Source organism: Agaribacillus sp. DX54 (assembly GCF_056858335.1).
Genome location: NZ_JBXEQE010000044.1, coordinates 1 through 19798, shown reverse-complemented (window position 1 = coordinate 19798; position 19798 = coordinate 1). Strand labels below are relative to the sequence as shown.

The following is a 19798-nucleotide window of genomic DNA, read 5'->3' as shown; positions in this document are numbered from 1 at the left end:
AAAATGAGAAATTATATAAAATACTTATTGACCTGTCTTTTTTTGATAGGAGTATTTTCCTGTGAGGACCGGCTTTCCTTACAAGATCCGGCCCAGATAACAAAAGACCAGGCTTTGGAAGGCGATGGAATAGAAGGAGTTGCCATCTCCATGTATAGCTCAATGCAAAATGTAGCGTATTATGGCGCCCGTATGATGATTGTTGGGGACGTGCTGGCCGATAATGTCAGGGCTAATTTTCTTTCCAACCGTTATGCCAGTGAATATGACAACGTACCAGGTTCGCATGTTGCCATTTATGGTCCTTGCTATGGGGTGCTTTCAGCAGCTAATAATCTGTTGGCCAATATTGCGACTTCGGAGATAAGCGATTCCAGAAAAAGAGAGTTGGAAGGGGCAGGGAAGTTTGTCAGGGCTTTGGTATTGCATGATTTGGTACGTACCTATGGTTATGAACCTACCCAAATTGTTAATGGTTGGGATGCCGGGGTGGTTGTCAGAACCGAGCCTGTTGAACGGCCCGATCAGGCTGATCTTAGGGCCCGTGAGACAGTAACTGCAGTGTATGCTCAAATTGAATCGGATCTGTTAAGTGCTATTAGCTTGTTGAACAACGACAACCCTAACTATCTGGCATCACGGGGGGCAGCAGAGGCGTTGTTGTCAAGGGTTTATTTGTACCTGGAAAGATACGATGATGTTATAACCTATGCCACCGATGCCATGAATTCAGGTATGGCTACCCTTGTCGCTGAGTCTGCTTATGCCGATGCATTTCACGGGCAGTTTAATCCCGAAGCTTTCTTTGAGTTAATATTTGACAGTCAGGAAACAATAAGCCTAAACAGCGCACTTGCCGGAGTGACCACAACGTTACCCACAGCCTGGTCTGATTTAGTGTATACTGATGATTTGCTTAGTATTTATGATCAGGCAAATGATGTCAGGTATCTGGATATGACATTTCCGGACAATGGTTTTATTTACAATAATAAATACTCAGGTTCTGCTGATGGTAATAATGTTTTTGAGGGAAATAAACCCACGGAATTTGTTAATTGGGCAGATAACATGCCCATTATAAGATACTCCGAGGTATTGCTCAACAGGGCTGAGGCCTATGCAGAAACAGGTCAGGAGGGTTTAGCCAGGGCTGATGTAAATCTGCTTAGGGCAAACAGAGGACTGGCAGCTTCACCCATTGGTTCTACAGGTGCCACATTGACTAATGATGTTTTGCTGGAAAGAAGAAGGGAACTGGCTTTTGAAGGACATCGGTGGTTCGACTTGAAGCGTCGTGGTATGAATATACCAAAACCGCAGGGGAACATTCCCACAATACCTTATAGTAATTTCAGGATTTTGGGCAATTTGCCAAATGGTGATGTGGATATCAACCCTAATCTGCTTCAAAATCCCGGATATTGACAATTAGGCAAATAAAACAGCATTAAAATGAAAAAGAGATATATATGTATTTTCATGGCTGCGATGGCATTCCTCGGACTGCCGTCATGTATGGATGAAACAGCCATTGTATGGGAAGGTCTCGTAGTGGAATTTGACCGGCTTTCAGGACGATCAGGAGGTGTATATCCCCGTGAAAACGACGGCGCAAACATTGCCGAACAATTACAAATTAACCTGGTAGGCGCTCATCAGTCCGAACCTATCGACATTAATTATGAGATTGATAATACCACTACCGCTGTTGAAGGGGTTCATTATGAACTTATCAGTCCCAATCCGGTGACAATTCCGCCAGGATCAAGTTTTGCTTTTATTGAATTTGAGATTCTGGATGAAAATGTCTTACCCGGTGAAAGTTGGTTGCTGACATTTAATTTGACAAATTCAGAAGCAGAGATTTCTGAAAACTATAAATCGGTCGTACACACCATAGCAGTTTCCTGCACATCGGATTTGGCCGGAACTTATAGGGCTACTATGAGCGGGAATATAGGCGACGGTAGTGGAGGGGTGTCCGATACCTATGTTGATCTTATCTCCACTGTGGTGTTGACCCCTGATGAGGATGAACCTATAGTTTACACTATTGATGATATGTCATTTGGGGTATATCCGACTTCCTACACTATCGATGCACCTCCCGGAAGAATTCGGGATGTATGTGACACCCTCACCGATTTAGATGATACGGATGGAGCCGGAGTTCCTTTTACTATTTCCGGAACTGTCAATAGCGATGATACTATTACCATTTCCTGGAGCAATACTAACGGAGACTCCGGAACCGGTACATTAACCAAACAATAACAACCATTTAAGGGTGGGCCTTCGGGCCGCCCTTCATTTTTATCCATGGTTCGTGTTACAGCACAGGTTGAAATGAGTCATCGGTTCTGATTGTCAGAATAATTCAGGCAACCTAACAATTGAAGCAAGACCGATTTTTAAGAATACCCTGAGTACAGAAAAATGAAGAAGTTATTTTTAATCGTATTTATAACTCTCCCGGGCTTTCCTGTTTTTGCTCAAATGGTCAATATGCATGCAAACACAGGAGAAGTGATGAAAGCAAAAAAATATATAGGTGTCGAAGGATCACCCTATTTATTTCCGGAGTGGAGAACAGGAACGTTCACTGATGTCGATGGTAAGAGCAGGGGAAAATATCAATTGCGGTATAATATTTATGATGATGAATTGGAAATCATTAAAGAAAAAAAGGCGATTTCCCTGAATCATCAACTGGTAAAAGAATTTGAGGTCTTTAACCCGGAGAACGCGGGTCGATCTTTGTTTCGCAGTGGTTATCCGGCTCATGATGAATATGATCCGTCTGATTTCTATGGTGTTTTAAATGATGACGGTGACTTTCACCTGTTAAAAAAATACAGTTGCACCATCACCAAAGTTGAAACCAGAGGTTATGGTGAGAATATTGCCACGCAGAAGTTCCTTCAATCTTCAAAATACTACGTTTATTCTGAAAAAACCGGATTCATTAAAATAAATAAATCCAGGAAATCGATATTTGAAGTTTTTCCAAAACACGAGCAGCAGCTTAAGACCTTCATCAAGAAAAACAAGATAAACATCAAAAATGACAATGATTTGGCCCGCTTAATACAATTTTGCAATGCGATTAACTAAGCCTGCCCTGTTTTACCTGTACTTCAAGCAAACTAACGGAAGATGTTGAACCAAAAGAGGCTTTCAGCTTTTATATCTTTATTATTTGTTTTACCTGTCCATATGATTCTTTTGGCCCAGGAAAATCAAAAGCTGTTCAGACTGGTGTCCCATCGTAAAAGTGGTATTTCCTTTTCCAATGAAGTTCCTGAAACCGACCGGCTTAATATCATGTTTTATCCTTATCATTACAATGGAGGAGGGGTAGCTGCCGGGGATATCGACAATGATGGATTAATCGATTTGTTTTTTGTAAGCAATTATCATCAAAACAAATTATATCTCAACAAAGGTAATTTAACATTTGAAGATATCACCGAAAGTGCCCGGATAGCCGGACCTGCCGGGTGGGATACCGGAGTAACGATGGTTGACATTAATCAGGATGGTTTTATGGATATATACATTTGCCGATCAGGTGAAATCCCTAATACCTCAACGGCTAATTTACTGTACATCAATAATGGCAACAGCACTTTTACAGAAAAAGCTTCGTCATTTGGATTGGCCGATACCGGTTATGGCACCCAGGCGTCGTTTTTTGATATGGATCTTGACGGTGATTTAGACATGTTTCTGATAAACCATAACATTAAAGAAACCAAGTATTATGATGCATCGCTCGCAGGTTTCCGCGCCCCGAAGATTGGAGACAAGCTGTATAAAAATGAAGGGGGCTGGTTTGTAGACATCAGTTATTCTGCCGGTATCAAAGGGAATATAGTTGGTTATGCCCTGGGGTTGGCCATTGGAGATATTAATCGAGACGGGTTACCGGATATATATGTAGGTAATGATTTTCTGGAGCCCGATTATCTTTATTATAATAACGGAGACGGCACTTTCACTGAAAAGCTAAAAGAGCAAATTAAGCATATTTCTAACTTTTCCATGGGAGCTGACCTGGCTGATTACAACAATGACGGGTTGCTGGATATTATGGTGGTAGACATGGTTGCCGAGGATAACTATCGTCAAAAAACCAATATGAAAGGGATGAACCCTGAATTATTTTGGAAAACAGTAAAAGATGGTCAGCACTATCAATATATGAAAAACACCCTGCAGTTAAATAATGGCCATGGTTCTTTTAGTGAAATCAGCAGTCTGGCCGGTGTTTCAAAAACAGATTGGAGTTGGTCGCCACTTTTAGCTGATTTAGACAATGACGGTTTTAAGGATTTGTTTGTCAGCAACGGATTAAGAAAAGATATCAGGAATAATGATTTTGGGATTTTTATGTCTCACTACCGGGATAGCCTGGAGCAACTTCCGGTATCTGCAGGTGATATCGAAAAAGAAATCGATTTTGCTTTAAGTAAAATCCCTTCACAAAAAGTAAGTAATTATTTTTTTAAAAATAACCGCGATTTAACCTTTACAAAGGTAACAAAAGCATGGGGAGGGGATCATCCGGCCTTTTCCACCGGTGCGGTTTACGTTGATTTAGACAATGATGGTGATCTCGATATTGTTACCAATAACATTGACCAAACCGCTTTCCTGTACGAAAACCTTTTAAATGGATCGCGTCATTTTATTACCCTTCAGCTACAAGGTAAGGTGCCGAACCGGAATGGTATAGGAAGTAAAATCTGGGTTCATACCGGAAAAACAGTACAATACCATGAGCATTATGTGAGTCGGGGATTTCAGTCCAGCTCTCAACATAAAATAATATTTGGTCTTGGAGCAAACACAAACATTGATTCTCTCCGAATTGTTTGGCCTGATGGTCAATCGCAATTGTTACAAGATTTGACCGTGGATAAATCCTATGAACTTAATATCGTCAATGCAACCGGTCAGTTTAAATATGAGAAAAAAACGTCGGAAAATGAAAAGCTTTTTCTGGATATCACCACAAAGGCCGGTATTGATTTCTGCCACAAAGAGAATGAATACGATGATTTTCAAAGGGAAATACTTCTGCCTCATAAATTGTCAAATTTTGGCCCTGCATTGGCTGTAGGTGATGTTAATGGCGATGGTCTCGAGGATTTTTACGTTGGTGCCGCACAGGGCCAAATTGCCAGCTTATACATTCAAAAGCCACCTGGCAGATTTTATCGATTAACTAATAATCACTGGTCAGAAGACAAATCGAAAGAAGATCTGGATGCGGCTTTTTTCGATTTTGACCTGGATGGGGACCTTGATCTGTATGTTGTCAGTGGAGGGAATGAATATGAAGAAAACCATGAAAATTATGAGGACAGGTTGTATGTTAATGACGGTCATGGGAATTTTACCAAATCCAATCATGTTTTGCCTGGAATCTACAGTAGTGGGTCCGTTGTAAAGCCCTTTGACTTCGATAATGATGGTGATCTCGATTTATTTGTCGGGGGCAGGGTAAAGCCGGGCTATTACCCTTTTGCTCCTAAAAGTTATTTGCTAAAAAATGATCGGGGAAAGTTTATAGACATTACTGACAAAACAGCGCCGGAATTATCTGAAATTGGAATGGCCACCGACGCGGTTTGGGCAGATGTTAATAACGACAATCAAATTGATCTGGTAGTTGTCGGTGAATGGATGCCTATCACGTTTTTTCTGAACAATAACGGGATATTTCTACCGGACAAAGAAGCCAGCTTTTATGAAAAATCATCCGGATGGTGGTTTAGCATAGAGCCCATCGATTTTGATCGGGACGGTGATTTGGATTTTATGGTGGGGAATTTGGGGCTGAACTATAAGTATCAGGCTACGTTAAACGAACCCTTTGAGATTTACAGCGGCGACCTGGACAGGAACGGGAATAACGATATTTTATTAGGTTATTATAATGAAGGGAAGCTTTATCCTGTCCGTGGCCGTGAATGTTCCTCTCAGCAAATTCCGATGATGAAGCAGAAGTTTAAGCGCTATCATGAGTTTGGTTCTGCTACGTTACCGGGTATTTTGGAGTCATTTAATAACCCAATGCATAACTTAAAGGCTTACACATTTGCGTCTTCCATATTGGAAAATTTAGGTAATGGCAGCTATAAGTTAACTCCACTTCCCCTCCGGGCCCAGATTTCACCCGTTAATGCTATTATATATTTTGATTTTGATGATGACGGATTGAAAGATTTGCTGGTAGCAGGCAACCTGTATGCATCAGAAGTAGAAACGCCCAGGGCAGATGCAGGGATTGGTCTTTTCTTAAAAGGGGGAAATAATGGCGAACCGGAAATTCAGACTGTCAGGCAAACAGGCTTTATGGCCGATGGTGATGTAAAGAAATTAGGTTTGATTAAACTCGGAAACCACCGCCATGGTGTTTTGGTGGCGAGAAATAATGGTGCTTTGACTTTGTTTCAGGTTAACAGGGAGGCTGTTAAATAATGGCCCGGGCTTCGCCCGGGAGCTGCCGCCCCAATTATTTTGTAACAGGAGTTTGAGAATGAAACCAGCCATTTTTACCCGTGGTTGTATTTATTGTCCCTGGCTCTTTTCTAAAACAACTTTTGTATCTTTGCTGCCTATAATTAATCGAACTATGTTATACGTAAGTCGTCAGGAACATTTTAATGCGGCCCATCAGTTGTACAACCCAAACTGGACCAAAGAGAAGAACATCGAGGTTTTTGGCCCTTGTGCCAATGAAAACTGGCATGGGCATAATTTTGAATTGATCGTAACGGTTAAAGGCATGCCTGATCCTGAAACCGGCTTTGTCGTGGATTTAAAAAAGCTCAGTAACCTGATCAGGCATGAGATAACTGATAAGGTAGACCATAAAAACCTGAATATAGATGTAGATTTTATGGAAGGCAAGATGGTCAGTTGCGAAGTGCTGGTCACAGAGTTTTGGAAGATTCTTGCCCCTAAAGTGAAGGATATTACACCAAACGGATCATTGCATTCCCTTAAATTGTATGAGACACCCCGTAACTTTGTCGAATATTTCGGAGGTGAGTAGATGAAGTATTACATCATCGCCGGAGAGCGGTCCGGAGATTTGCATGCAGCTAACCTTGTCAAATCCCTCCGGGAAATAGATACGAGCCAGGAGGTGCGTGGCATTGGTGGGGATTACATGAAGGACAGCGGGGTGGAGGTGTTTATGCACTATCGCGACCTTGCTGTGATGGGTTTTTGGGAGGTGCTAAAAAGCGTTGCAAAGCTTCGCAGATTGCTGAAATTGTGCCAAAAAGACCTCATGGCATTCAAACCTGATGTGTTAATCCTGGTTGATTTTGCCGGTTTTAATTTGCGTATGGCCACATTTGGAAAAGCGAATGGGATCAGGACATACTACTATATTTCTCCGAAAATCTGGGCCTGGAATCAAAAAAGGGCCTTTAAGATTAAAAAGGTGGTCGATAGAATGTTCGTTATACTACCTTTTGAGAAGCATTTTTATCAGCGATATAATTATGAAGTGGATTATGTGGGTAATCCATTGCTCGATGCGATCGATGCTTTTCAGCCTAATGAGCAATTTAATGACAAAAATAATATTGGGATCAATCCGGTAATTGCGGTACTCCCTGGTAGCAGAAAACAGGAGGTTGCTTACATCCTCGAAACAATGCTTAGCGTAATTCAGTATTTTCCAGACTACCGGTTTGTAGTAGCCGCAGTTGACAATCTACCACCGGAAGTTTATGCGGTGTTGGATAACACAGAGCAGGTAAGCATCGTATATAATCAAACCTATGATTTGCTGGCTCACGCTCACGCAGCCATCGTCACCTCAGGTACCGCCACACTGGAAACGGCTTTACTAAATGTTCCGCAGGTTGTATGTTACAAAACCAGCAACTTTACTTACCATATAGCCAAGCATTTGATTAAGGTGGATTACATTTCATTGGTGAATTTAATTGCGGGAGAGGAAGTTGTAAAAGAATTAATTCAAAATGAATTTACAACTACTAACCTAAAAATTGCCATTCGGGAAATACTTCCGGAAGGTAATAAAAGGCAACATATACTAACTGGCTATCAAAAAGTCAGAGAATTACTTGGAACCCAAAGCGCCTCCCAAACCACAGCAAGACTTATATTAGCGCATCTGGCTTGATTGTTTTTGGCTAATCCTGTCATTGAGCGCCGATTAGTTCCTGTTTTTCGGTCAATTTGAATACGTATGCTTAATGATTGAATTTTTAAAGCGCTTGCCAGTCCCAACACACAACGGAAAAGAAACCGAAAGAAAGAGCACAAAATGGTGACAATATATAAGAAGAATCGCCAAGACTGTAGTAAATTTAAAAGGTGCAGTCCGTTGCAACGTTCTTGTATCTTGACATGGATAAGATCCGCAGCCGGCTACAGTTTTTATACCGTGGCATAAAAACTAACGATCATGATGATACAAAATACGGTTGAAAAATTTTTAATATTGATTCGACATTTTGCCTGATAAGTCTCGATTCATGATGTCCGGGCAGATAAAAAATGCGGGATTAATCGGTTCAATTTTTCCATAGCATAGCAGGGCATTTTAAAATCGACAAATATTATAGAGTAATGACAAATACAAACTTACAACAAAGAGCTGGAAGTCAAATCCTTATCATACTGATTGTAGTCCTGGCAATTCCAATACATACAATTGCGCAGCAAAAATTGCTGAGTAAAAGGATTGATATTTTAAAACGTTATGACCAAAACCACCTTTATCGTATAGCATTACCAATAGGTGGCATAGGAACAGGTACAGTTTCTTTAAGTGGCTCCGGAGAACTTAAAGATTGGGAAATCATGAATGTTCCGGCAAAAGGATACAGTACCGTGGGAAAAGGCAATGATGCACCTTTTTTTGCCATATATACAAAGAAAAAAAATGAGCTTTCTAAAACAAAAGCGCTTCTGGGGCCTGTTGATTATGCAGATTATCAACATTACGAAGGACGATCTGTCAACCATCATGGTCTGCCACGTTTTAGAAATGCATCGTTTGAGTCTACCTACCCATTTGGTATTGTTAATCTATCGGATAAATCCATGCCAATTAAAGTTAAACTGGTAGGATATAACCCTCTGATACCGGGAGATGCAGACGCATCGGGGATTCCTGTCGCGATTCTAAAATATGAAGTTGAAAATATAAGTAAAGAAGACCTGGAAGTGTCTGTTTCCGGTAATATCAGAAACTTTGTCGGCCAGGATGGGAGTAAACATACGTCAAACTGGAAAGGTGATTATATTCCAATAGGCGCAAAAGAGAACAAAAACGAGTATAGATATACAAACAAAGTGCAAGGCATATATATGTACTCAGAACAAGTCGATAAGGATGACCCGGCCTGGGGAACAATAGCGTTGTCCACATCAATCCATGAAGGTGGAAAAATCACTTATAGAACAAGCTCGACTCCTAATGCTTGGAGCCATGCAATTCTCGACTTTTGGGATGACTTCAGCAAAGATGGTTTGTTAACGGAAAAGGAAAAACAAGTAGACGACAATCCAATGGCCTCATTGGCTGTGCACAAAATTATTCAACCAGGTGAAACGAAATCATTTACTTTCTACTTGACCTGGCATTTTCCAAACCGTTTTGCCTGGTCAAAAACCAATGTAGGAAACTACTATACCACGCACTATAACGATGCCTGGGAAGTGATTGAAAAAGAGGTAGACCACCTCACCAACCTGACCGAAAAGACCCTCTCCTTTACAAATGCCATTTCAAATAGTAGCTATCCTGATGTCATAAAGGAAGCCGCCTTATTCAATCTTAGCACCTTGCGTTCCCAAACTGTCTTTCGAATTAAAGATGGAAAAATGTTCGGCTGGGAAGGCGTAATGGATCGTTTTGGATCTTGTTTTGGCTCATGTACCCATGTTTGGAATTATGAACAGGCCAAGGCTTTCCTTTTCAACGATTTAGCCAGAAGTATGCGGGAGGTAGAATTTGGATATTCTACCAGGGACAACGGACATATGGCATTCCGGGCTAACTTACCATTAAACTTAGAATCAGGTTTTGGTACTGCCGCCGCGGATGGACAAATGGGAACTATCATGAAATTCTACAGAGATTGGCAATTGTCCGGAGATTCGGATTTTTTGGAAAAACACTGGGGAAAAGTGAAGGCAGCATTAGCCTTTGCGTGGGTAAAAAATGGTTGAGATGGCAATGTAGACGGTGTTATGGAAGGGGTGCAGCACAATACGATGGACGTAGAATATTACGGCCCTAATCCTCAAATGCAAATTTGGTATCTGGGCGCTTTAAGGGCTGGTGAACAGATGGCGCTTTATATGAATGATGAAAAATTTGCAAAAAAATGTAAAAAGCTCTTTGAAGATGGTTCAAGATGGACCGATGAGCATCTTTTTAACGGTGAATATTATATTCATAAAATTCATACCCCAAAAAGCAAAGAGGAAATTGCGAACGGGTTGATAAAAGGAATGGGCTCTGATGATTTTGAAAACCCTGACTACCAATTACCTACAGGTTGTTTGGTGGACCAATTGGTAGGGCAGTACATGGCACACATTCTAGGGTTGGGCTATCTGGTCAAAGAAGAAAATGTTAAAACAACCTTGCAGAGTATCCTCAAATACAATAAGAGAGGAAGCATGTTTGAGCATTTTAATAATATGCGCTCTTTTGCCATGGGAGATGAAAAAGCGTTACTAATGGCCAGTTGGCCAAAAGGTGGTCGTCCAAAAATCCCTTTCCCCTATTGGTCTGAAGTTATGACAGGTTTTGAATATACTGCAGCAATAGGTATGCTCTATGAGGGTATGGAGCAGGAAGGTTTGGAAACTATTAAAAATATCAGAGATCGCTACGATGGAAAGAAAAGAAGCTCTTTTAATGAGGCAGAATGTGGTCATCATTATGCACGTGCAATGGCTTCGTGGGGCACGCTGATAGCCTACACAGGATTTGAATATTCTGCTGTTGATCAACGTATGAGTTTCAATGATCGAAATGGCAAATGGTTTTGGTCCAATGGCTACCGGTACGGAACTGTGGAGATCAAAGTCGAGCAAGGAAATAAAAGTGTAACTTTAAAAGTAATCGGTGGAAAACCTCTGCGTCTGAAGTCTTTTGAATTAAAAGGTGTTGATAAAATTAAATTCGGGAAAGGCAAAACATTTAATCCGGGAGAAGCAGCGACATTTAACATAAAGAAGGAATAATTAAAAAAAATGTAACCCTCATCAATGTCAACTCCTTGATGAGCTTATCAAAAAATTAAAATTATTGTAAGTAATAAAAAAACAAAAGAGAATGATTCCCAAAGGGGCTTTGTTAACCGGAAAGGAGCAAACGATAACTTAACAAAGAACCAATTAGAACCGGAAAAGTTGAACAGTTAAGAAATATCCGACAACATAGGTGAAGATAAACTTAACTTGAAATCGGAAGAAGCACAGGAAATCCTGGCTTTTTTAAGCTACTTTCAACTTGTTAAACTTGGATTTCTCAAACTTATCCTCGGCATAGGTTTTGGTGATGACGAGTTTTTTCACATCGGGATTAGAAGGCAGTTCAAACATGGCATCAGTGACAATGGCCTCGAAAATTGATCTGAGTCCCCTGGCACCCAGTTTAAAATCCACGGCTTTATCAACAATATAATCCAAAGCCTCCTGCCTGATTTCCAGCTTAATATCTTCCATTTCAAAAAGCTTTTTATATTGTTTTGTCAAAGCATTTTTGGGCTCAGTCAAAATCTGTTTTAAAATATCCTTGTCGAGCGGGTTCAGGAAAGTCAGCACAGGCAACCTGCCAATTAGTTCGGGAATTAATCCGAATGATTTCAGATCCTGGGCGGTGATATATTGCAGCAGGTTTTCTTTATCGATGCTAAAGTCATCGTTTTTATTTGAAGAAAACCCTAGCGGTTTGGTATTTAACCGGGAAGCAATGTTGCGGTTGATACCGTCAAAAGCCCCTCCACAAATAAACAGGATGTTTTCGGTGTTTACGTTGATCATCTTTTGGTCCGGATGCTTTCTTCCTCCCTGCGGTGGTACATTGACAGAGGTGCCTTCCAGTAATTTGAGTAATGCCTGTTGTACACCCTCCCCGCTCACGTCCCGGGTAATGGATGGGTTATCAGATTTCCTGGCAATTTTATCGATTTCATCAATGTATACAATCCCTCGCTCAGCAGCTTCCACGTCATAGTTGGCAGCTTGCAACAAACGGGTTAATATACTTTCTACATCTTCACCTACATACCCTGCTTCGGTCAGCACGGTAGCATCGGCAATGCAAAAAGGTACCTGCAGAATTTTAGCGATAGATCTGGCCAGGTATGTTTTTCCAGTACCTGTTTCACCCACCATGATGATATTGGATTTTTCAATCAAAATATCATCCTCGGCTTTCTTTTGCATGAGCCTTTTATAGTGGTTGTAAACAGCCACAGAAATCACTTTTTTAGCCTCATCCTGTCCTATAACAAATTGGTCGAGAAACGATTTCATCTCAACCGGCTTTACGAGGTTAAAGTGGGGGGCGTCGTTACTTGCTTTGGTTTTGAGTTCTTCAGCCAGAATTTGTTGGGCCTGATTAATACAAATGTTGCATATATGAGCATGTATACCTGAAATCATCAGGTCAACATCCTTTTTATTTCTTCCGCAAAATGAGCAAGTAACTTGTGTCATGATTATTTTATTTTAGCTTTTCTTTTTGACCAAAACTTCGTCGATCAGTCCATACTCTTTCGCTTCACCCGCTGTCATCCAGAAATCCCTGTCAGAATCCTTTTCTATTTCACTCGGGTTTTTTCCACTGTGATTGGCCAGGATAGCATACAATTCTTTTCTCAAAGACATGATTAACTTTAAAGAGATTTCCATGTCACTGGAAGGCCCTTGCATACCACCGGATGGTTGATGGATCATTACCCTGGCATGGGGTAAGGCCGATCGTTTATTCGCTGCCCCGCCTGCCAACAGCACTGCTCCCATGGAGGCGGCCAGGCCGGTACATATGGTTGCTACATCAGGACTGATGTATTGCATCGTATCATACATGCCTAATCCGGCAGTAACAGAGCCTCCGGGGCTGTTAATATATAATAATACGTCCCTATTGGCATCTACCGACTCCAGGAATAACAACTGTGCTGTAATAATATTGGCAATATTATCATCCACAGGCATTCCAAGAAAGATGATTCTGTCCATAATTAACCTGGAGAAAACGTCAATTTCCCTGAAATTGGTCGGCCTTTCTTCAATAACCGCCCTGGTCATGCTTTCAATTCTTTGCACATAGCTATCGAAAGTGCTGCCACTAATCCCTTGACCCTTTATGGCATACTTTCTCAATTCATCTTTATTCATACGTATTAACTAATAATTTTCAAAAATAAAAAAAGTCAACTTAAAAGATCCCTAATATACTTATAAAGTATGGATTTTAGTTTGAAACCAGTTTTTTAAATTTTTCCAGATCAACTTTTTTATGACTGATGCTGATCTTCTCTTTAATAACTCCCATTAGTTTTTCCACCATGGTTTGATTATACACCTTCTGGTAGTTATTGCCTTCGTCACCCTTAAGGTAATTGTCGACAAATGCGTCGATGTTATCCTCAATCTGCGCCCCGAGTCCTGAATGTGCAAATTGCTCCCGTATAATTTGCCGTGTCTTTTCGATGATATCTTCGCTTTCAAGTTTAATTTCCTGATCCTCAATAATTTTATTTCTTATCAATGACCACTTTAAATCTTTCACATAAGCATCATACTCTTTTTCAATATCCTCCTCAGTGATTTTACCTTCATTGGATGTAATCAACCACTTTTTTAAAAACTCGTCAGGCAAATCGATTTTTGTGGAGTCCACAAGTTTGTTTTGTATGGTGTAATCGAGAAAAGACTCTGTTTCCTTCGCATAATTATCTTTGATGGTAGAGGCAATCTTATCAAGGAACTCCTGTTCGGAATTAATGTCACCCGTTGCAAATATTCTATCGAAAAAGTCCTTATTTAATTCGGCAGGTACACGTCTGTTTACATTTTTGACCGTAAATTCAAAATCACCTGATAATGCCTTTGTCTCGTCTTCACTGATTCCAAGCATATGGCTCAATGCATGTGTGTCGGTAAAGGCTTTGTGCAGATCAAATGTGGCAGAATCCCCGCTTTTCAAACCAATAAACTTTTTGACCAGCTTTTTATCGATGTCAGCGGTCTCAATCAGTAGATCTTTTGTAAAGTCGCCCTGCGCCAATGTACCGAACAAAGCATCCCCCTCCTCACTCGCATCCGGATTGGTCATGGTACCATACTGCAGTTTTAAGTTCTCTACCGTTTCAGTGATGGTTTTATCTTCCACATCAATATCATAAGCAGTGACCTTTACTTTGGAAGAGAGATCATAGTCAAATTCTTCTACCATCCCTATATTGTATTCAAAGTCAAAGTCCTTTTGATTGTCCCAGTCGATATTTTTCGATGTATCCTGGTTGGGCAAAGGCTCGCCCAGTATATTGATTTTGTTTTCCCTGATATATTTGGTGAGCGATTCACTTAAAATCTGATTAATTTCGTCAACCATAATTGACTTGCCGTAAAGTTTTTTGATATAGCTAAACGGCACCTTGCCGGGACGAAAACCTTTTATGTTAGCTTTTTTGCTGTAATCCTTGATTTTTTCTTCAACTTGAGGTTGATAATCACCTTCCTTTAACGTAATTTTAATAAAGCCTTCCGTAGAGGTTTTTTTTTCTAATGTGATGTCCAAAGCTTTAAAGTTTTGTTATAATATAGGATTAATCAAAAACCCTCAATCTCGACTTTTTTATCGTGACCGAGGGTTCGTATTTCGTGCGGATGGAGGGACTCGAACCCCCATGCCTCGCGGCGCTAGATCCTAAGTCTAGTGCGTCTACCAATTTCGCCACATCCGCTAATATTTTTTGGAAGTGCAAAGGTAAATAATAATTGAGAAGTTTCAATGGACACAAAAGGAAAAAATATTTTTTTATAGTGGGGTATTTTGGCACGTTTTGAGCGACAAAGATTTTCTTTTTTTAAAGTGTTTTAAATATTGAAAATAGCATTATTATCTTTATTAAAAATTGAATTATAATGATTTTCGGATGGAAGTGATCGATGCAGAAGCAGAGAAAAAAGAAATTTTAAATAAATACCGGAAACTCCTCAGATATTCAAAGCCATTCCTCAAAGATGGTGACGCGAAGTTGATTAAAAAAGCTTTTAACACCTCATTGAAAGCACATAAGGAAATGCGCCGGAAGTCGGGTGAGCCATACATCCTCCATCCTTTGGCAGTTGCGCAGATTTGTGTAGAGGAAATAGGATTGGGAACAACATCTATTATTTCGGCATTGCTGCACGATGTGGTGGAAGACACTGAGATGGAACTGGATGATGTGAAGGCAGAATTTGGCCCTAAAGTGGCAAAAATTATCGATGGTTTAACCAAAATATCCGGTGTATTTGAGTATGGTTCTTCACAACAGGCAGAAAACTTCAGAAAAATGTTGCTTACCCTGTCCCAGGATGTCAGGGTGATCCTGGTAAAACTAGCCGACAGGCTGCATAACATGCGAACCCTGGAAAGTATGCCCAGAAACAAACAGCTAAAAATTGCCTCTGAAACCATTTATCTGTACGCGCCGCTGGCCCATCGCCTGGGACTATATGCCATTAAGTCCGAACTGGAAGATTTGCACCTGAAGTTTTCCGAAGCGGATGTTTTCAGAGAAATTTCTTTCAAGATCAATGCAACCAGAGATGCAAGAAACCGCTTCATCAGAAAATTTATGGCCCCTATTCAAAAGGAACTGAAGGCCGAGGGGTATGACTGTGTTATCAAAGGCAGGCCTAAATCCATTTTCTCGATATGGAATAAAATGAAAAAACAGGAAATTCCATTTGAGCAGGTTTATGATCTTTTCGCTATCAGGATCATTCTGAATTCTGATTTAGCTAATGAGAAGGCCGATTGCTGGAAAGTTTATTCCATTGTTACCGATTTTTATCAGCCTAACCCCGACAGGCTCAGAGATTGGATAAGTACGCCTAAATCTAATGGCTACGAGTCGCTTCACACCACAGTAATGGGCCCAAATGGACAATGGGTAGAAGTACAGATCAGGACGCAAAGGATGAATGAAATTGCTGAAAAAGGATATGCCGCCCACTGGAAATATAAAGACAACGCCAATAACCCAGAATCCGGCCTCGAGCAATGGATCAACAGGGTGCGTGATCTTCTGGAGCAAAATGATTCCAGTGCCAGGGAGTTTGTCGATGATTTCAGGTCAAACCTGTTTAGCGAAGAAGTATTTGTATTCACACCCAAAGGTGACTTGAAAATACTGCCAAACGGTGCCACGGCGCTGGACTTTGCTTTTGATATCCATACAGAGGTTGGAGAGCATTGCCTGGGAGCCAAGGTGAATTCAAAGCTGGTACCTCTGAACTATGTGTTGCACAATGGTGATCAGGTAGAAATACTTACATCCAATAAGCAAAGACCCACGGAAGGCTGGCTGCAGCATGTAAGAACCACCAAGGCAAGATCAAAAATCAAAGAAGCCCTGAAAGAAGAAGAAAAACAGGCAACAGCCAATGGCAAAGAAATAGTAACCAGAAAACTAAAACAGATCAAGGTCGATCCAAATACTGAAACGATCAATCAACTGAGAGCTTTTTTTAATGCTAAATCTTTAAATGAATTATATTATAAGGTATCGGCAGGTATCATCGACCCTAAAGATATTAAAAAGTTTAAAGAAGCCCGTAGTATTCATAAAACTGGCGCCAAGGGAAATATCTCTGATGCTAAAACTTTTGCCAGAGAATTCTCCAGACTCAAAGGGAAGCAGCAGGATATCCTCTTCATCGGTGAGGATATGGACAAAGTCGACTATAAACTATCCCGCTGTTGCAACCCAATACCCGGAGATGATGTCTTTGGCTTCATCACTGTTAATGAAGGAATCAAAATTCACAGAACAAACTGCCCCAACTCAATTGAGCTGATGTCAAATTACGGTTATCGCATTGTGAAGGCCAAATGGGCGTCGCAAAAGGAGACTGCTTTTCTGGCTGGGTTAAAGATCATAGGTACCGACCGGGTGGGCCTGATCAATGATGTCACAAAAGTTATATCTGATGAACTGAAAGTAAATATGAGGAGTATTACCATTGATACAGACACCGGCATATTTGACGGTAATATTTCACTGTATGTAAATGACACCATACACCTTGAACTCCTGATTAACAAACTAGAAAAGGTCAATGGCGTTGTAAAAGTCACACGATACGATCCTGTTTAAGTCGGCCGGGGGAAGGAAATGGCGATTTTTCAAATAAAAGCGCCTTAACGGGGATTTTTGGGTATTATGATTATATTTGTGATGGTCATTTACATTCTACTCAAAGCATCATTGCAAAAACAAAAGTTTAAATGAATTATAATTATCATGTAGAGGAGGGTGTCCTGTTCATGACATTCTCGGGGGATCTTATTGGAGAAAATAACGGACCAGAGTTGCTCGAGCTGGTTTCTCAACAAATAGAAAACAACATACTGTTGTGCGCCATCGATATATCCGATGTACGATATATAAACAGTAGTGGTATCGGTGTTTTGATAACGGTGCTGACAAAATTCAGGAATAAGAACGGAGAGCTGGTGCTTATAAACCCCTCCGAGCATGTAAAAAAACTATTGATCATTACGAAGCTCAATGCGATATTTCATGTGGTAGACAATGAAAAGGAAGCGATCAGTGAGCTCAAAAATACTGGGAAATGAGTATTGACGTATTGTTAGGGTTACAATGGGGTGACGAAGGAAAGGGTAAAATAGTAGATTACCTTGCCCCGAAATATGATGTTGTAGCCAGGTTTCAGGGAGGCCCTAATGCAGGGCACACTTTGGAGTTTGACGGTATAAAACATGTTTTACACCAGATACCTTCCGGAGTTTTTCGTCCTCAGATAAAAAATATCATTGGCAATGGTGTGGTATTGGATCCTGTGATATTTAAAAAGGAGATTCTGGGGCTTGGTCAATACAACCTGGAGATTAAAAAGAACCTGTTCATTTCTAAAAAGGCACAACTGATACTGCCTACCCATCAATTGCTGGATGAAGCTTATGAGGAAGCGAAGGGTGACAAAAAGATAGGATCCACCAAAAAAGGAATAGGGCCTACCTATCAGGATAAAATAGCGCGCCTTGGTCTGCGGGTAGGAGACATCTTATCTGCAGATTTTAAGGATAAGTATAATGAGCTGCTAAAAGCGCACATCGCGATTCTAAAGTTCTATAATTATCCCTGTGACCTTGAAACCAAGGAAAGGGATTTTTTTGAGGCGATTGACTTTCTTAAAAAATTCAACCTGGTTGACTCCGAATACATGATCAATGACGCCATTAATTCCGATGCCACAGTCCTGGCAGAGGGGGCTCAGGGATCATTGCTGGATGTTGACTTCGGAAGTTACCCTTTTGTAACCAGTTCCAGCACCATGGCAGCCGGGGCCTGTACCGGATTAGGTGTGGCGCCAAAAAATATCGGGGAGGTTTTTGGGATTTTTAAGGCATACTGTACCCGGGTGGGTAGCGGGCCGTTTCCAACGGAATTATTTGATGAGGCCGGAAGTATGATGCAAAAGGAGGGAAATGAATTTGGCGCAACTACCGGAAGGCCTAGAAGATGCGGATGGTTGGATCTGCCAGCATTAAAATACACCATCATGATCAATGGTGTGACCCAATTGTTCATGATGAAGGTTGATGTTCTTAGCATTTTTAAAGAAATAAAAGTCTGTACGCATTACGAATTAAAAGACGGCACCTGCATCGACCGCTTTCCGTGCGAGATCACAAACGGTAAATTTAAACCCGTATTTAAAACCTTCCGGGGGTGGAATACCAGCCTCGAAAACGTATATGATTTTGATGCTTTACCGGCAGCACTCCTTGATTATATTTCATTTTTAGAGAAAGCATTAAAAACACCTATCAACATTGTTTCCGTAGGTCCGGACAGGACGCAAACCATCATTAGAAACGGGGTTTTAGGGGAGAGGGGTGAGGTTTGGGGAGTGATTTGAGGCGTTGAGATTTTGTTTTGAGTTTTGTTTTTCGAGTTGTTTATTTTTTGGTTTCATTTTCTGAGTATCGTTTTTATTTATTTTGTGCTAAGCTAATATTTTACCATCGACTTTAGATTTTTTCGCGACGTTTTGGAAAACTTTTTGGTGTTTTGTTGTCTTATTGGTTGCCCCTTTTTCGCCCCGGCGGCACGAAGGTACCAATAGCCACGGAGGTTTTAGCGTATGCAATGAAAATACAGTCCCATGTTTTTGTTTAGGTACTGTTACGATCAGCTTTTGCTTTTCGATGCTATAGGCTTCACAAGTGCGACGCTTTTTCTATCTGACGTTCTTCATGTATGTGATGCTGTGCTGATTTCCACCTGAATGGCTTGAGGGTTTGTCTCCTAAGAAAATTGTCCATTATTAAGTTATCAATTGTTCATGGTCAATTGTCCATTATTCATTGTTCATTGTTGTTATATTATTGTTTATAATGCTTTAAAAAGTATTTCGTTTTATTTTAAAAAGATTAAAAAAAGGTTTGTTAAGTTTTTGTTGGGAATGTAAAAGGTTTTAACTTTGCATTCCTTTAAACGTAAAGGTTTTTTGTTATATTTTGCTTTAGCAG

Annotated in this window: 14 protein-coding genes and 1 tRNA gene; 11 read left to right on the top strand and 4 right to left on the bottom strand. The window is 40.6% G+C overall.

Features of this window, described 5'->3' with window-relative positions:
- The first annotated feature begins 3 nt into the window (after positions 1 to 3).
- The 8 genes from AC04NP_RS27840 to AC04NP_RS27805 all read left to right on the top strand — a co-directional run bounded on the left by AC04NP_RS27840 (position 4) and on the right by AC04NP_RS27805 (position 11259).
- Positions 4 to 1428 carry a RagB/SusD family nutrient uptake outer membrane protein gene (locus tag AC04NP_RS27840; RefSeq protein ID WP_482863360.1) on the top strand — a complete coding sequence of 475 codons (1425 nt, stop codon included), beginning with the start codon at positions 4 to 6 and terminating at the stop codon, positions 1426 to 1428.
- 27 nt (positions 1429 to 1455) lie between these two features.
- The gene (locus AC04NP_RS27835; protein WP_482863359.1) at positions 1456 to 2277 is read left to right on the top strand and encodes a hypothetical protein; all 822 of its coding nucleotides are present in this window, start codon (positions 1456 to 1458) and stop codon (positions 2275 to 2277) included.
- A 162-nt stretch (positions 2278 to 2439) separates the two neighbouring features.
- Positions 2440 to 3117, top strand: coding sequence for a hypothetical protein (locus tag AC04NP_RS27830; protein ID WP_482863358.1), 678 nt, complete (start codon positions 2440 to 2442; stop codon positions 3115 to 3117).
- A gap of 42 nt (positions 3118 to 3159) precedes the next feature.
- Complete coding sequence (locus AC04NP_RS27825; RefSeq protein WP_482863357.1) at positions 3160 to 6492, top strand: CRTAC1 family protein; 3333 nt, start codon at positions 3160 to 3162, stop codon at positions 6490 to 6492.
- Positions 6493 to 6646: 154 nt separating this feature from the next.
- A complete protein-coding gene (locus AC04NP_RS27820; protein ID WP_482863356.1) occupies positions 6647 to 7069 on the top strand; it encodes a 6-pyruvoyl trahydropterin synthase family protein in 423 nt (140 codons plus the stop codon).
- Positions 7070 to 8176: a lipid-A-disaccharide synthase gene (gene lpxB / locus AC04NP_RS27815; protein WP_482863355.1), complete on the top strand. Its 1107-nt coding sequence runs from the start codon at positions 7070 to 7072 to the stop codon at positions 8174 to 8176.
- A gap of 449 nt (positions 8177 to 8625) precedes the next feature.
- Positions 8626 to 10233, top strand: coding sequence for a GH116 family glycosyl-hydrolase (locus AC04NP_RS27810; protein ID WP_482863354.1), 1608 nt, complete (start codon positions 8626 to 8628; stop codon positions 10231 to 10233).
- Between the two features lie 21 nt (positions 10234 to 10254).
- Positions 10255 to 11259, top strand: coding sequence for a GH116 family glycosyl hydrolase (locus AC04NP_RS27805; protein WP_482863353.1), 1005 nt, complete (start codon positions 10255 to 10257; stop codon positions 11257 to 11259).
- 252 nt (positions 11260 to 11511) lie between these two features.
- Here AC04NP_RS27805 and clpX read toward each other — a convergent pair whose 3' ends face one another.
- From clpX to AC04NP_RS27785, 4 genes are all read right to left on the bottom strand, one after another.
- Entirely contained in the window at positions 11512 to 12738 is a 1227-nt protein-coding gene (gene clpX / locus AC04NP_RS27800) for an ATP-dependent Clp protease ATP-binding subunit ClpX (RefSeq protein ID WP_482863352.1), read from the bottom strand.
- Positions 12739 to 12750: 12 nt separating this feature from the next.
- Entirely contained in the window at positions 12751 to 13422 is a 672-nt protein-coding gene (locus AC04NP_RS27795) for a ClpP family protease (RefSeq protein WP_482863351.1), read from the bottom strand.
- A gap of 76 nt (positions 13423 to 13498) precedes the next feature.
- Positions 13499 to 14827 carry a trigger factor gene (locus tag AC04NP_RS27790; protein ID WP_482863350.1) on the bottom strand — a complete coding sequence of 443 codons (1329 nt, stop codon included), beginning with the start codon at positions 14825 to 14827 and terminating at the stop codon, positions 13499 to 13501.
- Between the two features lie 84 nt (positions 14828 to 14911).
- Positions 14912 to 14993 (bottom strand) — tRNA-Leu (locus AC04NP_RS27785).
- 192 nt (positions 14994 to 15185) lie between these two features.
- Here AC04NP_RS27785 and AC04NP_RS27780 point away from each other — a divergent pair.
- The 3 genes from AC04NP_RS27780 to AC04NP_RS27770 all read left to right on the top strand — a co-directional run bounded on the left by AC04NP_RS27780 (position 15186) and on the right by AC04NP_RS27770 (position 19185).
- Positions 15186 to 17396: a RelA/SpoT family protein gene (locus tag AC04NP_RS27780; protein ID WP_482863349.1), complete on the top strand. Its 2211-nt coding sequence runs from the start codon at positions 15186 to 15188 to the stop codon at positions 17394 to 17396.
- 131 nt (positions 17397 to 17527) lie between these two features.
- Positions 17528 to 17878, top strand: a complete 351-nt coding sequence (locus AC04NP_RS27775) for an STAS domain-containing protein (RefSeq protein WP_482863348.1) — start codon at positions 17528 to 17530, stop codon at positions 17876 to 17878.
- Positions 17875 to 19185 (top strand): adenylosuccinate synthase, encoded by a 1311-nt coding sequence (locus AC04NP_RS27770; RefSeq protein WP_482863347.1) that lies wholly within the window; start codon positions 17875 to 17877, stop codon positions 19183 to 19185. The genes AC04NP_RS27775 and AC04NP_RS27770 overlap by 4 nt, the downstream gene beginning before the upstream one ends.
- Positions 19186 to 19798 lie beyond the last annotated feature (613 nt).

What these genes read in the sequence shown, in the direction of transcription:
- AC04NP_RS27840 (WP_482863360.1), top strand. Translation starts at nt 4, where the DNA reads ATGAGAAATTATATAAAATACTTATTGACCTGTCTTTTTTTGATAGGA.
- AC04NP_RS27835 (WP_482863359.1), top strand. Translation starts at nt 1,456, where the DNA reads ATGAAAAAGAGATATATATGTATTTTCATGGCTGCGATGGCATTCCTC.
- AC04NP_RS27830 (WP_482863358.1), top strand. Translation starts at nt 2,440, where the DNA reads ATGAAGAAGTTATTTTTAATCGTATTTATAACTCTCCCGGGCTTTCCT.
- AC04NP_RS27825 (WP_482863357.1), top strand. Translation starts at nt 3,160, where the DNA reads ATGTTGAACCAAAAGAGGCTTTCAGCTTTTATATCTTTATTATTTGTT.
- AC04NP_RS27820 (WP_482863356.1), top strand. Translation starts at nt 6,647, where the DNA reads ATGTTATACGTAAGTCGTCAGGAACATTTTAATGCGGCCCATCAGTTG.
- lpxB (WP_482863355.1), top strand. Translation starts at nt 7,070, where the DNA reads ATGAAGTATTACATCATCGCCGGAGAGCGGTCCGGAGATTTGCATGCA.
- AC04NP_RS27810 (WP_482863354.1), top strand. Translation starts at nt 8,626, where the DNA reads ATGACAAATACAAACTTACAACAAAGAGCTGGAAGTCAAATCCTTATC.
- AC04NP_RS27805 (WP_482863353.1), top strand. Translation starts at nt 10,255, where the DNA reads ATGGAAGGGGTGCAGCACAATACGATGGACGTAGAATATTACGGCCCT.
- clpX (WP_482863352.1), bottom strand. Translation starts at nt 12,738, where the DNA reads ATGACACAAGTTACTTGCTCATTTTGCGGAAGAAATAAAAAGGATGTT.
- AC04NP_RS27795 (WP_482863351.1), bottom strand. Translation starts at nt 13,422, where the DNA reads ATGAATAAAGATGAATTGAGAAAGTATGCCATAAAGGGTCAAGGGATT.
- AC04NP_RS27780 (WP_482863349.1), top strand. Translation starts at nt 15,186, where the DNA reads ATGGAAGTGATCGATGCAGAAGCAGAGAAAAAAGAAATTTTAAATAAA.
- AC04NP_RS27775 (WP_482863348.1), top strand. Translation starts at nt 17,528, where the DNA reads ATGAATTATAATTATCATGTAGAGGAGGGTGTCCTGTTCATGACATTC.
- AC04NP_RS27770 (WP_482863347.1), top strand. Translation starts at nt 17,875, where the DNA reads ATGAGTATTGACGTATTGTTAGGGTTACAATGGGGTGACGAAGGAAAG.